General features: G+C 70.3%; 15 protein-coding genes. 9 read left to right on the top strand and 6 right to left on the bottom strand.

Translation table 11 applies throughout. The features are described from left to right. Positions 1 to 45: 45 nt before the first annotated feature. Together BST44_RS25485 and gcvT are read right to left on the bottom strand one after the other, a co-directional pair. Entirely contained in the window at positions 46 to 1152 is a 1107-nt protein-coding gene (locus BST44_RS25485) for a branched-chain amino acid aminotransferase (RefSeq protein ID WP_083179712.1), read from the bottom strand. A 53-nt stretch (positions 1153 to 1205) separates the two neighbouring features. After that, entirely contained in the window at positions 1206 to 2300 is a 1095-nt protein-coding gene (gene gcvT, locus BST44_RS25480; RefSeq protein ID WP_083179711.1) for a glycine cleavage system aminomethyltransferase GcvT, read from the bottom strand. Between the two features lie 41 nt (positions 2301 to 2341). On the opposite strand from gcvT, the gene BST44_RS25475 reads away from it, so the two are divergent. Both BST44_RS25475 and BST44_RS25470 read left to right on the top strand, forming a co-directional pair. Beyond that, a complete protein-coding gene (locus BST44_RS25475) occupies positions 2342 to 3466 on the top strand; it encodes an adenylate/guanylate cyclase domain-containing protein (RefSeq protein WP_083179710.1) in 1125 nt (374 codons plus the stop codon). Between the two features lie 11 nt (positions 3467 to 3477). Next, the gene (locus BST44_RS25470) at positions 3478 to 5025 is read left to right on the top strand and encodes a leucyl aminopeptidase (protein ID WP_142274693.1); all 1548 of its coding nucleotides are present in this window, start codon (positions 3478 to 3480) and stop codon (positions 5023 to 5025) included. A gap of 56 nt (positions 5026 to 5081) precedes the next feature. Here BST44_RS25470 and BST44_RS25465 read toward each other — a convergent pair whose 3' ends face one another. Together BST44_RS25465 and BST44_RS25460 are read right to left on the bottom strand one after the other, a co-directional pair. Then, on the bottom strand, positions 5082 to 6683 hold the full coding sequence (locus BST44_RS25465) for a phytoene desaturase family protein (protein WP_083179708.1): 1602 nt from the start codon (positions 6681 to 6683) through the stop codon (positions 5082 to 5084). Further along, positions 6680 to 7129 (bottom strand): SRPBCC family protein, encoded by a 450-nt coding sequence (locus tag BST44_RS25460; RefSeq protein WP_083179722.1) that lies wholly within the window; start codon positions 7127 to 7129, stop codon positions 6680 to 6682. Before BST44_RS25460 ends, BST44_RS25465 begins: the two co-directional genes overlap by 4 nt. A gap of 140 nt (positions 7130 to 7269) precedes the next feature. On the opposite strand from BST44_RS25460, the gene BST44_RS25455 reads away from it, so the two are divergent. After that, entirely contained in the window at positions 7270 to 7614 is a 345-nt protein-coding gene (locus tag BST44_RS25455) for a hypothetical protein (protein WP_040623613.1), read from the top strand. 3 nt (positions 7615 to 7617) lie between these two features. On the opposite strand, the gene BST44_RS25450 is transcribed toward BST44_RS25455, so the two are convergent. After that, positions 7618 to 9390, bottom strand: coding sequence for an SDR family oxidoreductase (locus BST44_RS25450; protein WP_083179707.1), 1773 nt, complete (start codon positions 9388 to 9390; stop codon positions 7618 to 7620). Positions 9391 to 9587: 197 nt separating this feature from the next. Between BST44_RS25450 and sucB the strand changes: the two genes are divergently transcribed. The 5 genes from sucB (at position 9588) to BST44_RS25425 (ending at position 14866) form a co-directional block, all read left to right on the top strand. Beyond that, complete coding sequence (gene sucB / locus BST44_RS25445; protein WP_083179706.1) at positions 9588 to 11387, top strand: 2-oxoglutarate dehydrogenase, E2 component, dihydrolipoamide succinyltransferase; 1800 nt, start codon at positions 9588 to 9590, stop codon at positions 11385 to 11387. 14 nt (positions 11388 to 11401) lie between these two features. Then, positions 11402 to 12313 (top strand): TIGR01777 family oxidoreductase, encoded by a 912-nt coding sequence (locus tag BST44_RS25440; protein WP_083179705.1) that lies wholly within the window; start codon positions 11402 to 11404, stop codon positions 12311 to 12313. A gap of 134 nt (positions 12314 to 12447) precedes the next feature. After that, the gene (lipB, locus tag BST44_RS25435) at positions 12448 to 13146 is read left to right on the top strand and encodes a lipoyl(octanoyl) transferase LipB (RefSeq protein ID WP_083179704.1); all 699 of its coding nucleotides are present in this window, start codon (positions 12448 to 12450) and stop codon (positions 13144 to 13146) included. Beyond that, positions 13143 to 14066, top strand: a complete 924-nt coding sequence (gene lipA / locus BST44_RS25430) for a lipoyl synthase (protein WP_083179703.1) — start codon at positions 13143 to 13145, stop codon at positions 14064 to 14066. Before lipB ends, lipA begins: the two co-directional genes overlap by 4 nt. A 47-nt stretch (positions 14067 to 14113) precedes the next feature. Then, the gene (locus BST44_RS25425) at positions 14114 to 14866 is read left to right on the top strand and encodes a DUF4191 domain-containing protein (RefSeq protein ID WP_083179702.1); all 753 of its coding nucleotides are present in this window, start codon (positions 14114 to 14116) and stop codon (positions 14864 to 14866) included. 150 nt (positions 14867 to 15016) lie between these two features. Here BST44_RS25425 and BST44_RS25415 read toward each other — a convergent pair whose 3' ends face one another. Further along, positions 15017 to 15439 (bottom strand): RDD family protein, encoded by a 423-nt coding sequence (locus BST44_RS25415; RefSeq protein WP_083179701.1) that lies wholly within the window; start codon positions 15437 to 15439, stop codon positions 15017 to 15019. A gap of 244 nt (positions 15440 to 15683) precedes the next feature. Between BST44_RS25415 and glnA the strand changes: the two genes are divergently transcribed. Continuing rightward, positions 15684 to 17120, top strand: a complete 1437-nt coding sequence (glnA, locus tag BST44_RS25410; protein ID WP_083179700.1) for a type I glutamate--ammonia ligase — start codon at positions 15684 to 15686, stop codon at positions 17118 to 17120. Positions 17121 to 17430: the final 310 nt, after the last annotated feature.

Raw genomic sequence — 17430 nt, 5'->3', positions numbered from 1 at the left:
CCGGGGCCCGAGCGCCCGGCTGACCGGGCGCTCGGCCGGCGGGGCTCAGCCCAGCCGGGCCATCCAGCCGTGGGTGTCGGCGAAAGTCCCCCGCTGGATCCCGGTCAGCGTGTCGCGCAGCGCCATCGTCACCTCGCCGGGCTGACCGTCGGCGACGGTGAAGTCGGTGTCGCCGTACTTGACCTGGGAGACCGGGGTGATGACGGCGGCGGTGCCGCAGGCGAACACCTCGGTGATCTCGCCGGCGGCGGCCTTCTTCTGCCACTCGTCGATGTCGATCTTGCGTTCCTCGACCGAGAATCCAGCGTCAATCGCCAACTGCAGCAACGAATCCCGGGTGATGCCCGGCAACAGCGAACCGGACAGTTCCGGGGTCACCAACCGCGCCGACCCGCCGCTGCCGAACACGAAGAAGATGTTCATCCCGCCCATCTCTTCGACGAAGCGCCGTTCGACGGCGTCCAGCCACACCACCTGGTCGCACCCTTGCGCGGCGGCCTCGGCCTGCGCCAGCAGCGACGCGGCGTAGTTGCCCCCGAACTTGGCCGCCCCGGTGCCGCCCGGGCTGGCCCGCACGTACTCCGTCGACACCCACACCGTGACGGGGTTGACGCCACCCTTGAAGTACGCCCCGGCCGGCGAGGCGATCAACAGATACCGGTACCGCTTCGACGGCCGCACGCCGAGTCCGGGCTCGGTGGCGATGATGAACGGCCGCAGATACAACGCGTCCTCACCGCCGGCCGCGGGGACCCACGGCTTGTCGACGGCGATGAGCTGACACAGCGAGCCCATGAACAACTCGTCGGGCAGCTCGGGCATCGCCAGCCGCCGCGCCGACGACCGCATGCGGGCGGCGTTGGCCTCCGCGCGAAACGACACGACCGAGTCGTCGGCCCAGCGGTACGCCTTGAGTCCCTCGAAGATCTCCTGCGCGTAGTGCAGCACGATCGCGGACGGGTCCAGCTCGATCGGGCCGTACGGGATGACGCGCGCGTTGTGCCAGCCCCGCTCGTCGTCGTAGTCGATCGACACCATGTGGTCGGTGAAGTACTTGCCGAAACCGGGCTCGGCCAGGATGGATTCACGTTGTGCGTCGGTCGCGGGGTGCGCGGAACGGGAAACCGTGAACTCGAGGGAGCCGCTGGTCATGGGGCTGATTGTATATCCGCCTGCGACCGGGCTTTTCACCCGAACCTGCGGCACTAACGCGTTTTCGCTTGGACGAACGGCGGCCGCACCACTTCGCACTCGGCGGCGCGGCCGCGGATGTCGACGGTGACCCGCTCACCATCCTCGACGCCGGCGTCGGCGTCGATCAGCGCCAGCGCGATGCCGACGTGCAGCGTCGGGGAGAACGTCCCCGACGTGGTGACCCCGACCGGCGTCTCGCCGGCGAGCACGGCCAGGCCGGGCCGCAGCACCCCGCGCCCCACCATCCGCAGCCCGCGCAGCAGCCGCCGCGGCCCCGCCGCCTTCTCCGCCAGCAGCGCGTCCCGGCCGAAGAACGCGTCCTTCTTCCAGCCGATCGCCCAGCCGCATCGGGCCTGCAGCGGCGAAATGTCCAGCGCCAGTTCGTGTCCGTGCAGTGGGTAGCCCATCTCGGTGCGCAGCGTGTCGCGGGCGCCCAGACCGGCGGGCTCGCCGCCGGCGGCGGCGACCGCCGCGGCCAGCGCGTCGAACACCACACCCGCCGAGTCCCACGGCGGGAGCAGTTCGTAGCCGTGCTCCCCGGTGTATCCGGTCCGGCACACCCGCACCGGCACGCCCGCGTAGGTCGCGTCGGCGTAGCCCATGTAATCCATCCCCGTCGGCAGCCCCAGCCCGCCCAGCACGTCCGCCGAGCGCGGACCCTGCACCGCCAGCACCGCATACGAGCGGTGCTCGTTGGTGATCGTCAGCCCGGGCCTGACCACCGCCTGCAGCGCCTCGACCACCGCGGCGGTGTTGGCGGCGTTGGGCACCAGAAAGATCTCGTCGTCGTCGACGTAGTAGGCGATCAGGTCGTCGATGACGCCGCCGGACTCGGTGCAGCACAAGGTGTATTGCGCCTTGCCCGGCCCGATGCGGCTCAGGTCGTTGGTGAGCGTCGCGTTGACGAACTCGGCGGCACCCGGCCCGCGGATCAGCGCCTTGCCCAGGTGGCTGACGTCGAACAGGCCGACCGCGTTGCGGGCGGCGTTGTGCTCGCTGACGGTGCCGGCGTACGACACCGGCATCAACCAGCCGCCGAACTCGGCGAAGCTGGCCCCCAGGTCGCGGTGGCGGTCTTCCAGTGGGCCGTGCTGCAGGTCGGTCACGACGGTTCACCCTAATCCCGGGTGCTGGCACACTTGGGCGGGTGGTCGATTCCCCGGACTTCGAAGCGCTCGAGGCCGCCGGAATCGCCCGCGCGCGCGACCGGGCCGACCTGATCAAGTACCTCGACGAACTCGGCTTCACCGTCGAGGAAATGGCGGAGGCCGAGCGGCGCGGGCGGCTGTTCGGGCTCGCCGGGGACGTCCTGCAATGGTCGGGACGGCCGGTCCACACGATGGCGACCGCAGCCGAACAGCTCGGCCTGTCCCCCGACGAGGTCGCCCACGCGTGGGGTTTGCTCGGCCTGACCGTGGCCGGCCCCGACGTCCCGACGCTGAGCCAGGCCGACGTCGACGCGCTGGCCACCTGGGTCGCTTTGAAGACGGTGGTGGGTGAGGACGGCGCGTTCGGGCTGCTGCGGGTGCTCGGCGCCGCGATGGCACGGCTCGCCGAAGCCGAGTCGACGGCGATCCGGGCCGGGACGCCGGACATCCAGATGACCTACACCCACGACGAGCTCGCCACCGCGCAGGCGTACCGCGCGGTCGCGGAGTTCGTCCCGCGGATCTCGGCGCTGATCGACGTCGTCCACCGCCACCACCTGACCGGCGCCCGTACCCACTTCGAGGGCGTCCTGCGCGACACCTCCGCAAGCGTGGTGTGCGGCATCGGCTTTGCCGACCTGTCCGGCTTCACCGTGCTCACCCGCGCGCTCACCCCCGCACAGCTTTCGGCCCTGCTCAACGAATTCGCCGGAACGGTCGCCGACGTGGTGCATCGCGACGGCGGGAGGGTGGTGAAGTTCATCGGTGACGAGGTGATGTGGGTGAGCGCCTCGCCCGAACGCCTGGCCCGGGCGGCGGCCGACCTCGTCGACCATCCGCGGGCGCGCGAGGAGGGGCTGCAGGTCCGTGCCGGCCTCGCCTACGGAACCGTTCTGGCGATCAACGGGGACTACTTCGGCAGTCCGGTCAACCTGGCGGCGCGTCTGGTCGGGGCGGCGACCCCGGGCCAGATCCTGGCCGACGCGGCCCTGCACGAGCAGTTGCCGGATTGGCCGGCGGCGGCGCGTGGCCCCTTTGACCTCAAGGGTTTTGACGCTCCCGTCGTCGCCTTCGAGCTGCACGGCCGGGACGCCGCCGAGCCCGGCCCGGGCTGCGGCGTTTAGGGTAAATGCCCGTGAGCACCGAATCGAGCTACGCCAGCCCGTCCGTCAACGTCGCCACGTCGCTGCCCAAACGCGGGGTGGGCTCCTCGGTGCTGATCGTGCCGGTCGTCTCGACCGGGGACGAGGACAGGCCCGGGGCGACGATCGCCGACGGCGAGTCGCTGCTGCCGGCCGAGGCGGTCGCCGACATCGAGGCCGGCCTGCGCGCACTGGACGCCACGGGCGGCAGCGAGCAGGTCCACCGCCTGGTGGTGCCGTCGCTGCCGGTGTCCAGCGTGCTGGCGATCGGCCTCGGCAAACCGCGACCCGAATGGCCCGCCGACACGATCCGGCGAGCGGCCGGTGTGGCCGCGCGCTCGCTGGGCACGGCGGAGACGGTGCTCACCACCCTCGCCGGCCTGCCCGGCGTCGACGTCTGTTCGGCCGCCGTCGAAGGCCTGATCCTGGGCAGCTACCGGTTCACCGAATTCCGCAGCGGCAAGACCGCGCCGAAAGACAAGGGGCTGCGCAAGATCACCGTGCTGTCCACCGCGAAGGACGCGAAAGCCGCCAGCGCCCACGGCGCCGCAGTGGCGACCGCGGTGGCCACCGCGCGCGACTTCGTCAACACCCCGCCGAGTCACCTCTTTCCCGCCGAATTCGCCAAGCGTGCAAGGTCTTTGGGCGAAGCCGTGGGGCTTGAGGTGGAGGTGCTCGACGAGAAGGCGCTGCAAAAGGCCGGCTACGGCGGCGTGATCGGGGTCGGGCAGGGCTCGTCGCGGCCGCCCCGGTTGGTGCGGCTGACCCACCGGGGTTCGAAGCTGGCCAAGAAGCCGAAGCAGGCGAAGAAGGTGGCCCTCGTCGGCAAGGGCGTCACCTTCGACACCGGCGGCATCTCGATCAAGCCGGCTGCGTCGATGCACCACATGACCTCCGACATGGGCGGGGCGGCCGCGGTCGTCGCGACGGTGACGCTGGCCGCGCAGTTGGGGTTGCCCATCGACGTGATCGCCACCGTGCCGATGGCCGAGAACATGCCATCGGGCACGGCGCAGCGTCCCGGCGACGTGCTGACGCAGTACGGCGGGATCACCGTCGAGGTGCAGAACACCGACGCCGAGGGCCGCCTCATCCTGGCCGACGCCATCGTGCGGGCGTGCGAGGACAACCCGGACTACCTCATCGAGACGTCGACCTTGACGGGCGCGCAGACGGTGGCGCTGGGCGCCCGGATCCCCGGGGTGATGGGCAGCGACGAGTTCCGCGACCGGGTCGCCGCGGTCTCGCAACGGGTGGGCGAGAACGGCTGGCCGATGCCACTGCCCGACGAACTCAAGGACGACCTGAAGTCGACGGTGGCCGACCTGTCCAACATCAGCGGGCAACGCTTCGCCGGCATGCTGGTGGCGGGGGTGTTCCTGCGCGAGTTCGTCGCCGACGGTGTGAGCTGGGCGCACATCGACGTGGCCGGCCCGGCGTTCAACACCGGCAGCCCGTGGGGGTACACGCCCAAGGGCGGCACGGGTGTGCCGACCCGCACCATGTTCGCGGTGCTCGAGGACATCGCCGAGAACGGCTGATATGCAGGCCCGCCGCCGCCCGACCCCGAGCGTCACGCCCGCGTGACGCTCGGCAGCTAGCGCTTACCTGCCACCAACGAGAACACCGCGCGCTTGACCTGGCGGCGCGGCCAGCCCGTCATGCCCTGGGCGGCCAGCGCGGCGTTGGCCGCGTTGCGACCGCAGGCGCCGTGCACCGAGCCGCCCGGGGTCGCCGACGCGCTGCCCAGATACAGCCCCTGCACCGGGGTTTCGGCCCGGCCCATGCCGGGCGCCGGGCGGAAGATCAGCATCTGCTGCAATTGCGCGGTCCCGCCGTTGAGCGCACCCATGTGCAGGTTGGCGTCGCTGGCCTCCAGGTCCGAGGGCCGTTGCACGAACCGGTCGACGACCGCCGCGCCAAAACCCGGCGCGTGTTCCTCGATGACCCGGTCCACCCCTGCGGCGAGCCGGTCGGCCGACGCGTCGTCGGCGACGTTACGCGGCAAATGCGTGTAAGCCCAAACACTTTCGGTCCCCGCCGGCGATCTGCTGGGGTCCGCCGTGGTGGTCTGCCCCAACAACATGAACGGGTGTTCGGGCACCACCCGGGTGTTCAGGTCCGCCATCCAGCGGACCAGCCCGTCACCGTCGGCGCCCAGGTGGACGGTGCCCACCCCGCGCAGGTTCTGGGCCCGCCATGGCACGGGCCCGCCGAGCGCATAGTTGACCTTCACCACCGGCGGGTCCCACATGAAGTGCTCGAGGTCGCGCAACAGCCTGGGCGGCACCGCGTCCCGCGGCAGCATGTCGCAGAACAGGCGCGGCGCGGTCACGTCGGCCACGATCGCCCGCCGCGCCGCGATCGTGCGCCCCTCGGCCGTCGTCACCCCGACGGCACGCCCGCCCCGGACCTGGATGCGGGAGACGTTCTGGTTGCATTCGATCCGCGCGCCCGCGGAGCGGGCGCGGTTGACCAGGGCGGCCGTCAGCTGCCCGGAACCGCCGACCGGTACCGGCCAGCCGCAGTCCTGGGCCAGCATCGTCATCAGGAATCCCATGGCGCCGCTGATCGGCGCGTCCGGCGGAACGTCCGCGTGCATCGCGTTGCCCAGCAACAACACTCGGGGCGCCTCGCCGGCGAACAGCTGGCTAGCCATGGTGCTGGCGGGCTGCACCAGCAGCCGCGCGACCCGAAGCGCCTCAGCCGTGCCGAGTTTGGTGAGCAGCCGCAGCAGCGGACGCACGGGCGGGAACGGTGCCAGCATCGCATCGAGCAGCGGCGCCTTGATCCGCTGCCACAAGTCCACCACCCGCCACCAGTTTTCGCCGTCGGCGGGTTCCCGGCGCGCGAATTCCGCTGCGGTGCGGGCCGGATCGCGGTAGACGACGGGCGGGTCGTCGTCGTCCGGGCTGCGCGGGTGCCCGACCACCGCGGGCGCATGCGACCAGCGCAGTCCGTGGTCCTCCAGCGCCAGGGCCGCGATCGCCGGTGAGGCGACCGTCATCGGGTAATAGGAGCTGAACAGGTCGGTGATGTAGCCCGGCGTCAGCTCCGCGCTGCGCACGGCGCCACCGGGTTCCGGCTGCGCCTCGAGCACCAGCACGTCCCAGCCGGCGTCGGCCAGCATCGAGGCGGCGACCAGCCCGTGGTGCCCCGCCCCGATGACGACGGCGTCGGCGGCGTCCCGGACGCTCACTTCACCTGGCTCGGCTCCATGCGCTCGGCCAGCGCGGCCAGCCGCCACAGGCACTCCTTGTTGCGCGGGTAGGCCGCGGCCAGCGCGAGGGAGTTGGGAACCGCCTTCATCGGGCCCTGCACGGGCACTTCGATCATCTCTACCCGGCAGCCCTGCGCGGTTCCGTGCAGCAGCATCGTGATCCGCGCGGCGCCCAGCGGTCCCAGGCGGGCGCACAGCACCAGCTTGTGGGGCGGTTCGCACTCCTCCACCAACGTCGCGTCGTTGATCACCAACGGCCAGATCCCGATCGAGTGCTTGATCGAGGAGCCCGGCTCCGGCCAGTTCGGGTCGACGGCCCGCATGCGGCTGTTGCCGACCACCCACTGGGTGTAGGTCCATCCCTGGGCCAGCACTTCCCAGACCCGCTCGCAAGGCACGGGCATATCCCGCGTCGCACTCAGCACCACGGCCTGTTCCCCCTCTCGGTCACCGCGGCGGAATACCCACGAACCGGGCGCCGAATCTAGCCGGCTTCGGGTTTACCGGCCCCGTACAGCGGCTAATCTCCCACCGTTCGAAAACCCGTACGAAGAAAGGCGAGATCGTGACGGTGCGACGGTTGATCCTGGGCGTGGGCGCCGTGCTCCTGCTGGCCGGTGTGATCGGGCTCTTGGCGCCGGTGTCGATTTCGGACGGCAACGGCCATTCGATCGGTTGCGGGAACGCGGTCGCCACGGACCTGTCCGCGGCCAGAAGCGCGAACAACAACAGCGTGGCGAACATCCCGATCCTGAACCAGGTTGTTCCGCACACCGACTACGTGGCGCAGTGCCAGTCGTCGGTGGGCAGCCGGCGTATGTGGTCGATCCCGCTGGCGGTCGTCGGGCTCATCGCGATCGGCGGGGCGTTGCTCACCGGCCGTCAGGGCGCGGCGCGGGCCGGCACCTGAGCGTCAGATGACGCGCATCCGCGCGAAGTTTCGTAGCCCCTGCGGCGCGAGGCGCGAAAAGCCGTACAGCGCATAGGCTTCCGGCGCGACGGGCCGGATCGGCTTCTTCTTCTGCACCGACGACAGGATCGCGTTGGCGACCTTGTCGGGGCCGTAATGGCGCAGCGCGAACATCTTGCCCAGCTGGCCGCGCCGGCCGTCGACCTGTTCGCCCTTGCCTGCGGGCGCGTCGAAGCGGGTGGTGTTGATGATGTTCGTGTCGATGACACCCGGGCAGATCGTGGTCAAACCCACGCCGGCCGCGTCGAGTTCGGCGCGCAGGCAGTCGGAGAACATGTAGGTCGCCGCCTTCGACGTGCAGTAGGCGTTCAGCGACTGCAGCGGGGCGTACGCGGCCATCGACGAGACGTTCACGATGTATCCGCCGGTGCCGCGCTCGACCATCCGCCGCGCGAATGACCTACAGCCGTTGACCACGCCGCCCAGGTTGACGTCGAGCACGCGGTCGAACTGCTCGGCCGGGGTGTCCAGGAATCCGCCGGCCTGCCCGATGCCGGCGTTGTTGACCACGATGTCGGGTACGCCGTGCTCGGCGCTGACCCGCTCGGCGAACGCTTCCACCGCCCCGGCGTCGGACACGTCGAGCACGTAGGGGTGCGCGACGCCGCCGCGGGTGGCGATCTCGGCGGCGGTGGCCTTGACGGCCGCCTCGTCGATGTCGCTGACGACCAGCTCGGCGCCCTCCCGCGCGAACGCGAACGCCGTCTCCCGGCCGATCCCGCTGCCGGCGCCGGTGACCGACACCAGGGTGTCGCCGAACGAGCCGCGGGGCCGACCGACCTGCGCGCGCAGCAGCGCGCGGCTGGGCGGCTTGCCCTCGGCCAGGTCCGCGAAGTCGTGCACGGCCGCGGCCATCACCTGCGGGTGCGACATCGGCGAGAAGTGGCCGGCCCTGATGTCACGCCGCCACAGCCGCGGGACGAAACGCGGTGTGTGGTCGTAGCCGTACGGCCGCACGTACTTGTCCCTGGTGTTGACGATCAACTGCACCGGCACGTCGACGACCGGAACCGGCCGTTTTCTGGAGAACGACCGAAAGTAGTTGGCGGGATAGGTTTTCACCGAGCGGGCGGCGTCGCGGGCCAGCTGCGGCGAGTGGTGGATCTGCTCGGCCGGGATGTTGTCCACGGCGTTGCGCCGGAGCGCGGGGATCGAGAGCGTCAGCCGCAGGAACAGCGGGGCGACCAGCGGGATCGAGAAGAAGATCATGTAGCTCAGCCGCAGCGCCTGGCTGATCGCCCGGGCGAACGTGCGGGGCCGCCAGGGCCGCCGCAGCCCGCCGAAGATGTAGTCGACCAACTGGTCCTGGCTGGGTCCGGACACCGACGTGAACGTGGCGACCCGGTCGCCGGCGCCGGGCCGCTTCAGGTAATGCCAGACGCCCACCGAGCCCCAGTCGTGGGCGAGCACGTGCACCGGCCGGCCGGGGCTGAGCTCGCCGGTCACCGCGGCGAAGTCGTCGGCGAACCGGTCCATGCTGTAGGCGGACACCGGCTTGGGCGCCGAGGACGCGCCGACGCCGCGGTTGTCGTACCGAAGGACGCGGAACCGGTCGGCCAGCAGCGGCACCACCCCGTCCCACAGCACGTGCGAGTCGGGGAAGCCGTGCACCAGCACGACGGTGGGGCCCTCGAGGTTGCCCTCCTCGTAGACCGCGATCCGCGCGCCGTCGGCGCTGTCCACGAAGTGCTGGGTTGGCTGTTGTGTTGCCTGCATCTCCGACCTCCCCGCTTGAACTGCAGTGGCCACACCGTAGCAAGGGGGTTCGGGCCGTCCCGGCAGCCGCGCGCGGTCCGCCCTGGATGTGTGCCGGCGCGGACGCAGTGACAGGATAGTTTCGGATAGTTACTTTCCAACGGCTAGCGAGATGTTCGACCCGCCCCGACCCACGAGCGATCGAGGAGTCAGAAAAGATGGCCTTCTCCGTCCAGATGCCGGCACTCGGTGAAAGCGTCACCGAGGGGACGGTCACCCGCTGGCTCAAGCAGGAAGGCGACACGGTCGAACTCGACGAACCCCTCGTCGAGGTGTCCACCGACAAGGTCGACACCGAAATCCCGTCGCCCGCGGCCGGTGTGCTGACGAAGATCGTCGCCCAGGAAGACGACACCGTGGAGGTGGGCGGCGAACTGGCCGTCATCGGCGACTCGGCAGAGGGCGGTTCGGGGGGCGGCGGTTCGCAGGCGGCCCCGCAGGCGCCCAGCGAGCCCGAACCGCAGGCCGAGGCCGCCCCGCCGGAGCCCGAGTCCGAGCCCGAGCCCGAGCCCGAGCCCCAGGCGGCCCCGCCGGAGCCCGAGCCCGCCCGGGCGAGTTCCGGTGGCGGCGACGCGACGCCGGTGTTGATGCCGGAGCTCGGCGAGTCGGTAGCCGAGGGCACGGTGACCCGCTGGCTGAAGAAGGTCGGCGACTCCGTCCAGGTCGACGACGCGCTGGTCGAGGTGTCCACCGACAAAGTGGACACCGAGATCCCGTCGCCGGTGGCCGGCGTCCTGGTCAGCATCACCGCCGAGGAAGACGCGACCGTGCCGGTCGGCGGCGAGCTGGCCCGGATCGGCAGCGGCGCCCAGGCCGCGTCCGCTCCCCCGCCCGCGCCCAAGCCGGAACCCAAGCCCGAGCCGGCGCCGGAACCCCCCAAGGCCGAGGCGAAGCCCGAGCCGCAACCGATCGCCCAGCCCGAACCGGCGCCCGCACCGAAACCCCAACCGGCGCAGGCGCAGCCGGCGGCCGAGCCCACCGGCTCGGCCCCGAACGGGTCGCCCTACGTCACCCCGCTGGTGCGCAAGCTCGCCACCGAGCACGACATCGATCTGGCGCAGGTGACCGGCACCGGGGTCGGTGGCCGCATCCGCAAGCAAGACGTGCTCGCGGCGGCGGAGGAGAAGCAACGCCAGAGCCAGCCCCAGAAGGCGGCCGCGCCGCCGCAGGCGCCGGCCGTCGACGGCAAGGCGGCTCAGCCGGCCGCGCCCGCCCCGGCACCGGCGCTGGCGCACCTGCGCGGCACCACGCAGAAGGCCAGCCGGATCCGCCAGCTCACCGCCAACAAGACCCGGGAATCCCTGCAGGCCACCGCCCAGCTCACCCAGACCCATGAGGTCGATATGACCCGGATCGTCGGTCTGCGGGCCAGGGCGAAGTCCGCGTTCGCCGAGCGGGAGGGGGTGAACCTGACCTTCCTGCCGTTCATCGCCAGGGCGGTGATCGACGCGCTGAAGATTCACCCCAACATCAACGCCAGCTACAACGAGCAGACCAAGGAGATCACCTACTACGACGCCGAGCACCTCGGCTTCGCCGTCGACACCGATCAGGGCCTGCTCTCCCCCGTCATCCACAACGCCGGCGATCTGTCGCTGGCCGGTCTGGCCCGGGCCATCGCCGACATCGCCGCGCGCGCCCGGTCGGGGGACCTCAAGCCCGACGAGCTGTCCGGTGGCACGTTCACCATCACCAACATCGGCAGCCAGGGCGCGCTGTTCGACACCCCCATCCTGGTCCCGCCGCAGGCCGCCATGCTGGGCACCGGCGCCATCGTGAAGCGGCCCCGGGTGATCGTCGACGAATTCGGCAATGAGTCGATCGGCGTCCGGTCCATCTGTTACCTCCCGCTGACGTATGACCACCGGCTCATCGACGGCGCTGACGCCGGGCGCTTCCTCACCACGATCAAGCACCGGCTCGAAGAGGGCGCGTTCGAGGCCGACTTGGGTCTTTAGGGGGCTGGCGAACCGTGGCGAAGCCCGTCATCGCGATCGCGGGTTCGTCCGGCCTGATCGGATCCGCCCTGACCGCGGCGCTGCGTGCCGCCGACCACCGGGTGCTGCGCATCGTGCGCCGGGCACCGTCGAATTCCGACGAACTGCACTGGAACCCCGAGAGCGGCGAACTCGACGTCGACGGGATCAGCGCCGTGGACGCCGTCGTCAACCTCTGCGGTGTCAACGTCGGGCAGCGGCGCTGGTCGGGCGCCTTCAAGCAGGGCTTGCGGGACAGCCGCATCGCCCCCACCGAGGTCTTGGCGCACGCCGTCGCCGACGCCGGGGTGGCGACCCTGGTCAACGCCAGCGCGGTGGGCTACTACGGCAACACCAAGGATCGGGTGGTCGACGAAAACGACCGCGCCGGAAAGGGTTTCCTCGCCCAGCTGTGCGAGGACTGGGAAGCCGCCACGCTGCCGGCGCAATACGGCGGCGCCCGGGTGGTGCTGGCCCGCACCGGGCTGGTGTTCTCCCCCGCGGGCGGCGCGCTGGGGCGGTTGCGGCCGCTGTTCCGGACGGGCCTCGGCGCCCGGCTCGGCAGTGGCCGCCAGTACATGTCCTGGATCACCCTGGAAGACGAGGTGCGCGCGCTGCTCTTCGCCATCTCCAACACCGCGCTGTCGGGCCCGGTGAACATGACAGGTCCCGCGCCGGTCACCAACGCCGAATTCACCACCGCCTTCGGTCGCGCGGTGAACCGCCCGACCCCGTTCATGGTGCCGGGCTTCGCGGTGCGCGCCGCGCTGGGCGAGTTCGCCGACGAGGGCGTGCTCATCGGCCAGCGGGCCATCCCGTCGGCGCTGGAGCGGGCCGGGTTCCAGTTCCACCACAACACCATTGGCGAGGCGCTCGACTACGCCACCGCCCGCCGCGACCACGACTAGCGGTCTAGCGGTCCCCGCGCTCGCGCTGTCACGCCGCCGATAGTCACCCCAGCGTGCCCGACGCGGCTCAACGTCGCGCCAGCGTGACTGAGGGCGCGTCGCGGCGTCAACGCCCGGCGAGTACCGTCGCGAACGTGATCGATTCCATCCGGTCCAGCCGGGCCGCGATCGAGGTCCGCCAGCTCGGAACCGTCGAGTACCGCACCGCCTGGCAGCTGCAGCGAGAGCTGGCCGACGCCAGGGTCGCCGGCGGCGCCGACACCCTCCTGCTGCTCGAGCACCCGCCGGTCTACACCGCGGGGCGGCGCACCGAGCCGCACGAGCGACCGGTGAACGGCACACCGGTCGTGGACACCGACCGCGGCGGCAAGATCACCTGGCACGGCCCCGGGCAACTCGTCGGCTATCCGATCATCGGCCTGCGCGAACCGCTCGACGTGGTGAATTACGTCCGGCGCCTGGAGGAGGCGCTGATCAAGGTGTGCGCCGACCTGGGCCTGGACACGTGCCGCGTGCACGGCCGGTCCGGCGTTTGGGTGCCGGGCTCCGCCGGTCGGCCCGACCGCAAGGTCGCCGCGATCGGCGTCCGAGTCTCACGGGCGACCACCCTGCACGGGTTCGCGCTCAACTGTGACTGCGACCTCGGCGCGTTCGCCACCATCGTCCCGTGCGGGATCACTGACGCCGACGTGACGTCCTTGTCGGCGGAGCTGGGGCGCCCGGTGGCGGTCGACGACGTCCGCGCGGCCGTCGCCGACGCCGTCTGCGCCGCCCTGGACGGCACCCTGCCGGTCCGGGAACACCCCGGCACGCGCGTAGCATCGGCCATGTGACTGTCGCACCCGAAGGACGCAAACTGCTGCGCCTCGAGGTCCGCAACGCGCAAACCCCGATCGAACGCAAGCCGCCGTGGATCAAGGTCAGGGCCCGGATGGGACCCGAATACACCCAGTTGAAGGGCCTGGTCCGCCGCGAAGGGCTGCACACGGTCTGCGAAGAGGCCGGCTGCCCCAACATCTTCGAATGCTGGGAGGACCGCGAAGCCACCTTCCTCATCGGTGGTGAACAGTGCACCCGGCGCTGCGACTTCTGCCAGATCGACACCGGGAAGCCGGCCGCCCTGGACCGCGACGAGCCGAGGCGCGTCGCCGACAGCGTGCAAACCATGGGGCTGCGCTACGCCACCATCACCGGGGTGGCCCGCGACGACCTGCCCGACGGCGGAGCCTGGCTGTACGCCGAGACGGTGCGCGCGATCAAGGAGCTCAACCCGTCGACGGGCGTCGAGCTGTTGATCCCCGACTTCAACGGCGAGCCGGCACGGCTCGCCGAGGTGTTCGAGTCTCGACCGGAAGTGTTGGCCCACAACGTGGAAACCGTGCCCCGCATCTTCAAGCGGATCCGGCCGGCCTTCAGCTACCAGCGCAGCCTCGACGTCATCACCGCGGCGCGCGACGCCGGGCTGGTCACCAAGAGCAACCTCATCCTTGGACTCGGTGAGACGACCGACGAGGTGCGCACCGCCCTGGCCGACTTGCGGGGCGCGGGCTGCGACATCGTCACCATCACCCAATACCTGCGTCCGTCGACGCGACACCACCCGGTCGAGCGCTGGGTGCGACCCGAGGAGTTCGTCGAGTTCGCCCGGCACGCCGAGGGGCTGGGCTTCTCCGGGGTGCTGGCCGGGCCGCTGGTGCGGTCGTCCTACCGGGCGGGCCGGCTCTACGAGCAAGCCGCGCGCACCCGCGCCTGACGATGCCGCGCCGCCATGGCGGCGCCGCCGGTACGTATTCTTTGACTATGGCTAAATCCCGCACCGCCGCTGAGAACAAGGCCGCCCGGGCGCAGGCGCAGGCCGCGCGCAAGGCCGCCGCGAAGGAGCGCCGCGCCCAGTTGTGGCAGGCGTTCAACCTTCAGCGTCGCGAGGACAAGCGGCTGCTGCCCTACATGATCGGCGCCTTCGTCGTGATCGTGGCAGCCGCGGTGGCGGTCGGTGTGTGGGCCGGCGGGCTGACGATGATCACCCTGATCCCGCTGGGCGTCGTGCTGGGCGCGCTGGCGGCCTTCATCGTGTTCGGCCGGCGCGCCCAGAAGAGCATCTACAGCAAAGCAGAGGGCCAAACCGGCGCGGCCGCATGGGCTTTGGACAACCTGCGCGGCAAGTGGCGGGTGACCCCCGGCGTGGCCGCGACCGGCCACCTCGACGCGGTGCACCGGGTCATCGGCCGACCCGGCGTCATCCTGGTCGCGGAAGGGTCGTCGGCTCGGGTCCGGCCGCTGCTGGCCCAGGAGAAGAAGCGCACTGCGCGGCTGATCGGCGACGTGCCGATCTACGACCTCGTCGTCGGCAACGGGGATGACGAGGTTCCGCTGTCCAAGTTGGAGCGCCATCTCAACCGCCTGCCGGCCAACATCACCGTCAAACAGATGGACACGCTGGAGTCGCGGCTGGCCGCGCTGGGAACGCGGGCCGGCGCCGCCGTCCTGCCGAAGGGACCGCTGCCCAACGCCGGCAAGATGCGCGGGGTGCAGCGCACCGTCCGCCGCAAGTAGGCGCCGCGGGTCGCCGCCATCGGAGTCAGCGGCGATCGCAAGCGCGGCAAAGCCGGGCGCCGCGGGTCGCCGCCATCTGAGTCAGCGGCGATCGTAAGCGCGGCGAAGCCGGGCGCCGCGGGTCGCCGCCATATGAGTCAGCCGTTGGTCTCAGCGGCGCACCACCGCCGTGGCCGTCAGCCGATCCTGCAGGCCACGGCCGTCCCAGTCGGTGAACAACGCCGGGACGACCGTTCCGACGAGCACGCCCCGCGCCACCGCCCGGACGATGCCGACCGCCCCCGGCCCGTCGACCGTGACTACCCGCAGACCCAGAATCAGTTGCCCAGGTGTGAAGCCGAACAGCCGCAACGAGACCACACCGAGCGCGAACCAGATCGCCAACACGGCCGTCGCCAGCGTGTGTTCGGAAAAGGCGCCGAAGCGCAGGGCCAGCGCCGCCAGGCCGTAGGACATCAGCCAATCGATCATCAGTGCACCCAGCCGCCGTCCCATCGGGGCCAGTGACCCCGATCCGTTTTCCGGCAGGCCCAGCCTCTCGCCCGGGTATGCGGACCGCGATTCCGGCGTCATCGGCCGTGACCGGCGCGCGACTCCCCGACCTGCACGGCCCGGGGCGGGGAGACAACGCTGCGCCCGGGCGCGGGACCAGATACGATCTTGCGATCCATGGCCCCACAATAGAACCGCCGCCGGTGCCGCCTCTTTTGCGGACGACACCGGTCGCGTAACCTGCGCGCAACACGGGGTTGACTGCCGGGCAACATCTGCTCCATAGCGTCAGGCCGCGGATCTCACCAAGTAAAGGAGCATTTCTGTGACGGAAACGACGCCCGACGACGTCTTCAAACTCGTCAAGGACGAGAACGTCGAGTTTGTCGACGTCCGGTTCTGTGACTTGCCAGGCATCATGCAGCACTTCACGATTCCGGTTTCGTTTTTCGATGAGAGCGTCTTCGAGGACGGGCTGGCCTTCGACGGCTCGTCGATTCGCGGATTCCAGTCCATCCACGAGTCCGACATGCTGCTCCTCCCCGACCCCGCGACGGCGCAGATCGACCTGTTCACCGAACACAAGACGCTGAACCTGAACTTCTTCGTGCACGACCCGTTCACCCTCGAGCCGTACTCGCGCGACCCGCGCAACATCGCCCGCAAGGCGGAGAACTACCTGATCAGCACCGGTGTCGCTGACACCGCCTACTTCGGCGCCGAGGCCGAGTTCTACATCTTCGACTCGGTGAGCTTCGACTCGCGCACCAACGGCTCCTTCTACGAGGTCGACGCGATCTCGGGCTGGTGGAACACCGGCGAGCCGACCGAGAACGACGGCACCCCCAACCGCGGCTACAAGGTCCGCCCCAAGGGCGGCTACTTCCCGGTCGCCCCGGTCGACCACTACGTCGACCTACGCGCCGACATGCTGTCGAACTTGATCAAGGCCGGCTTCAGCCTGGAGAAGGGCCACCACGAGGTGGGCACCGGCGGGCAGGCCGAGATCAACTACAAGTTCAACACGTTGCTGCACGCCGCCGACGACATGCAGTTGTACAAGTACATCGTCAAGAACACGGCGTGGCAGGCCGGCAAGACCGTCACGTTCATGCCCAAGCCGCTGTTCGGTGACAATGGCTCCGGCATGCACACCCACCAGTCGCTGTGGAAGGACGGCAGCCCGCTGATGTACGACGAGACCGGCTACGCCGGACTCTCGGACACCGCCCGCCACTACATCGGCGGCCTGTTGCACCACGCGCCGTCGCTGCTGGCGTTCACCAACCCGACCGTCAACTCCTACAAGCGGCTGGTCCCCGGTTACGAGGCGCCGATCAACCTGGTCTACAGCCAGCGCAACCGGTCGGCCTGCGTCCGCATCCCGATCACCGGCAGCAACCCGAAGGCCAAGCGGCTCGAGTTCCGTTGCCCCGACTCCTCGGGCAACCCGTACCTGGCGTTCTCGGCGATGCTGATGGCAGGGCTCGACGGCATCAAGAACAAGATCGAGCCGCAAGCCCCGGTCGACAAGGACCTCTACGAGTTGCCGCCGGAGGAGGCCGCAAACATCCCGCAGGCGCCCACCCAGCTGTCCGCGGTGATCGACCGGCTGGAAGAGGACCACGAATACCTCACCGAGGGCGGCGTTTTCACGCCCGACCTGATCGAGACGTGGATCAGCTTCAAGCGCGAGAACGAGATCCTGCCGGTGCAGATCAGGCCGCACCCGTACGAGTTCGCCCTGTACTACGACGTTTAGGCCGGCCCAACGAAAGAGCCCGCGTGATCGATATCGCGCGGGCTCTTTCGTACTCGCGTGCGGCCGCCTCGGCTAAACACGGGTAGCGGGTAGCCGAAAGTTCAGATTCGAACTCTTGCGGCGGCAACGGATTCCGCGTTAGCTTCTCGCCCATGACAATCAGCACCGCACATGCAATGGTCGGGGGCGGCGGCGGCCGCCACCAACTACGCGGCCGCCGCCGCCCCCGCCCATTGCATGTGCGGGGCTGATTGTCATGGGCGAGAAGCTAACGCGGAGTCCGTTGCCCCGGCAAGAGTTCGAAACTGAA

It is taken from the genome of Mycobacterium scrofulaceum (genome assembly GCF_002086735.1).
In the GTDB taxonomy this organism is placed as follows: domain Bacteria; phylum Actinomycetota; class Actinomycetes; order Mycobacteriales; family Mycobacteriaceae; genus Mycobacterium; species Mycobacterium scrofulaceum.
The sequence above is the reverse complement of the archived record's forward strand: the minus strand, read 5'-3'. Positions and strand labels throughout refer to the sequence as shown.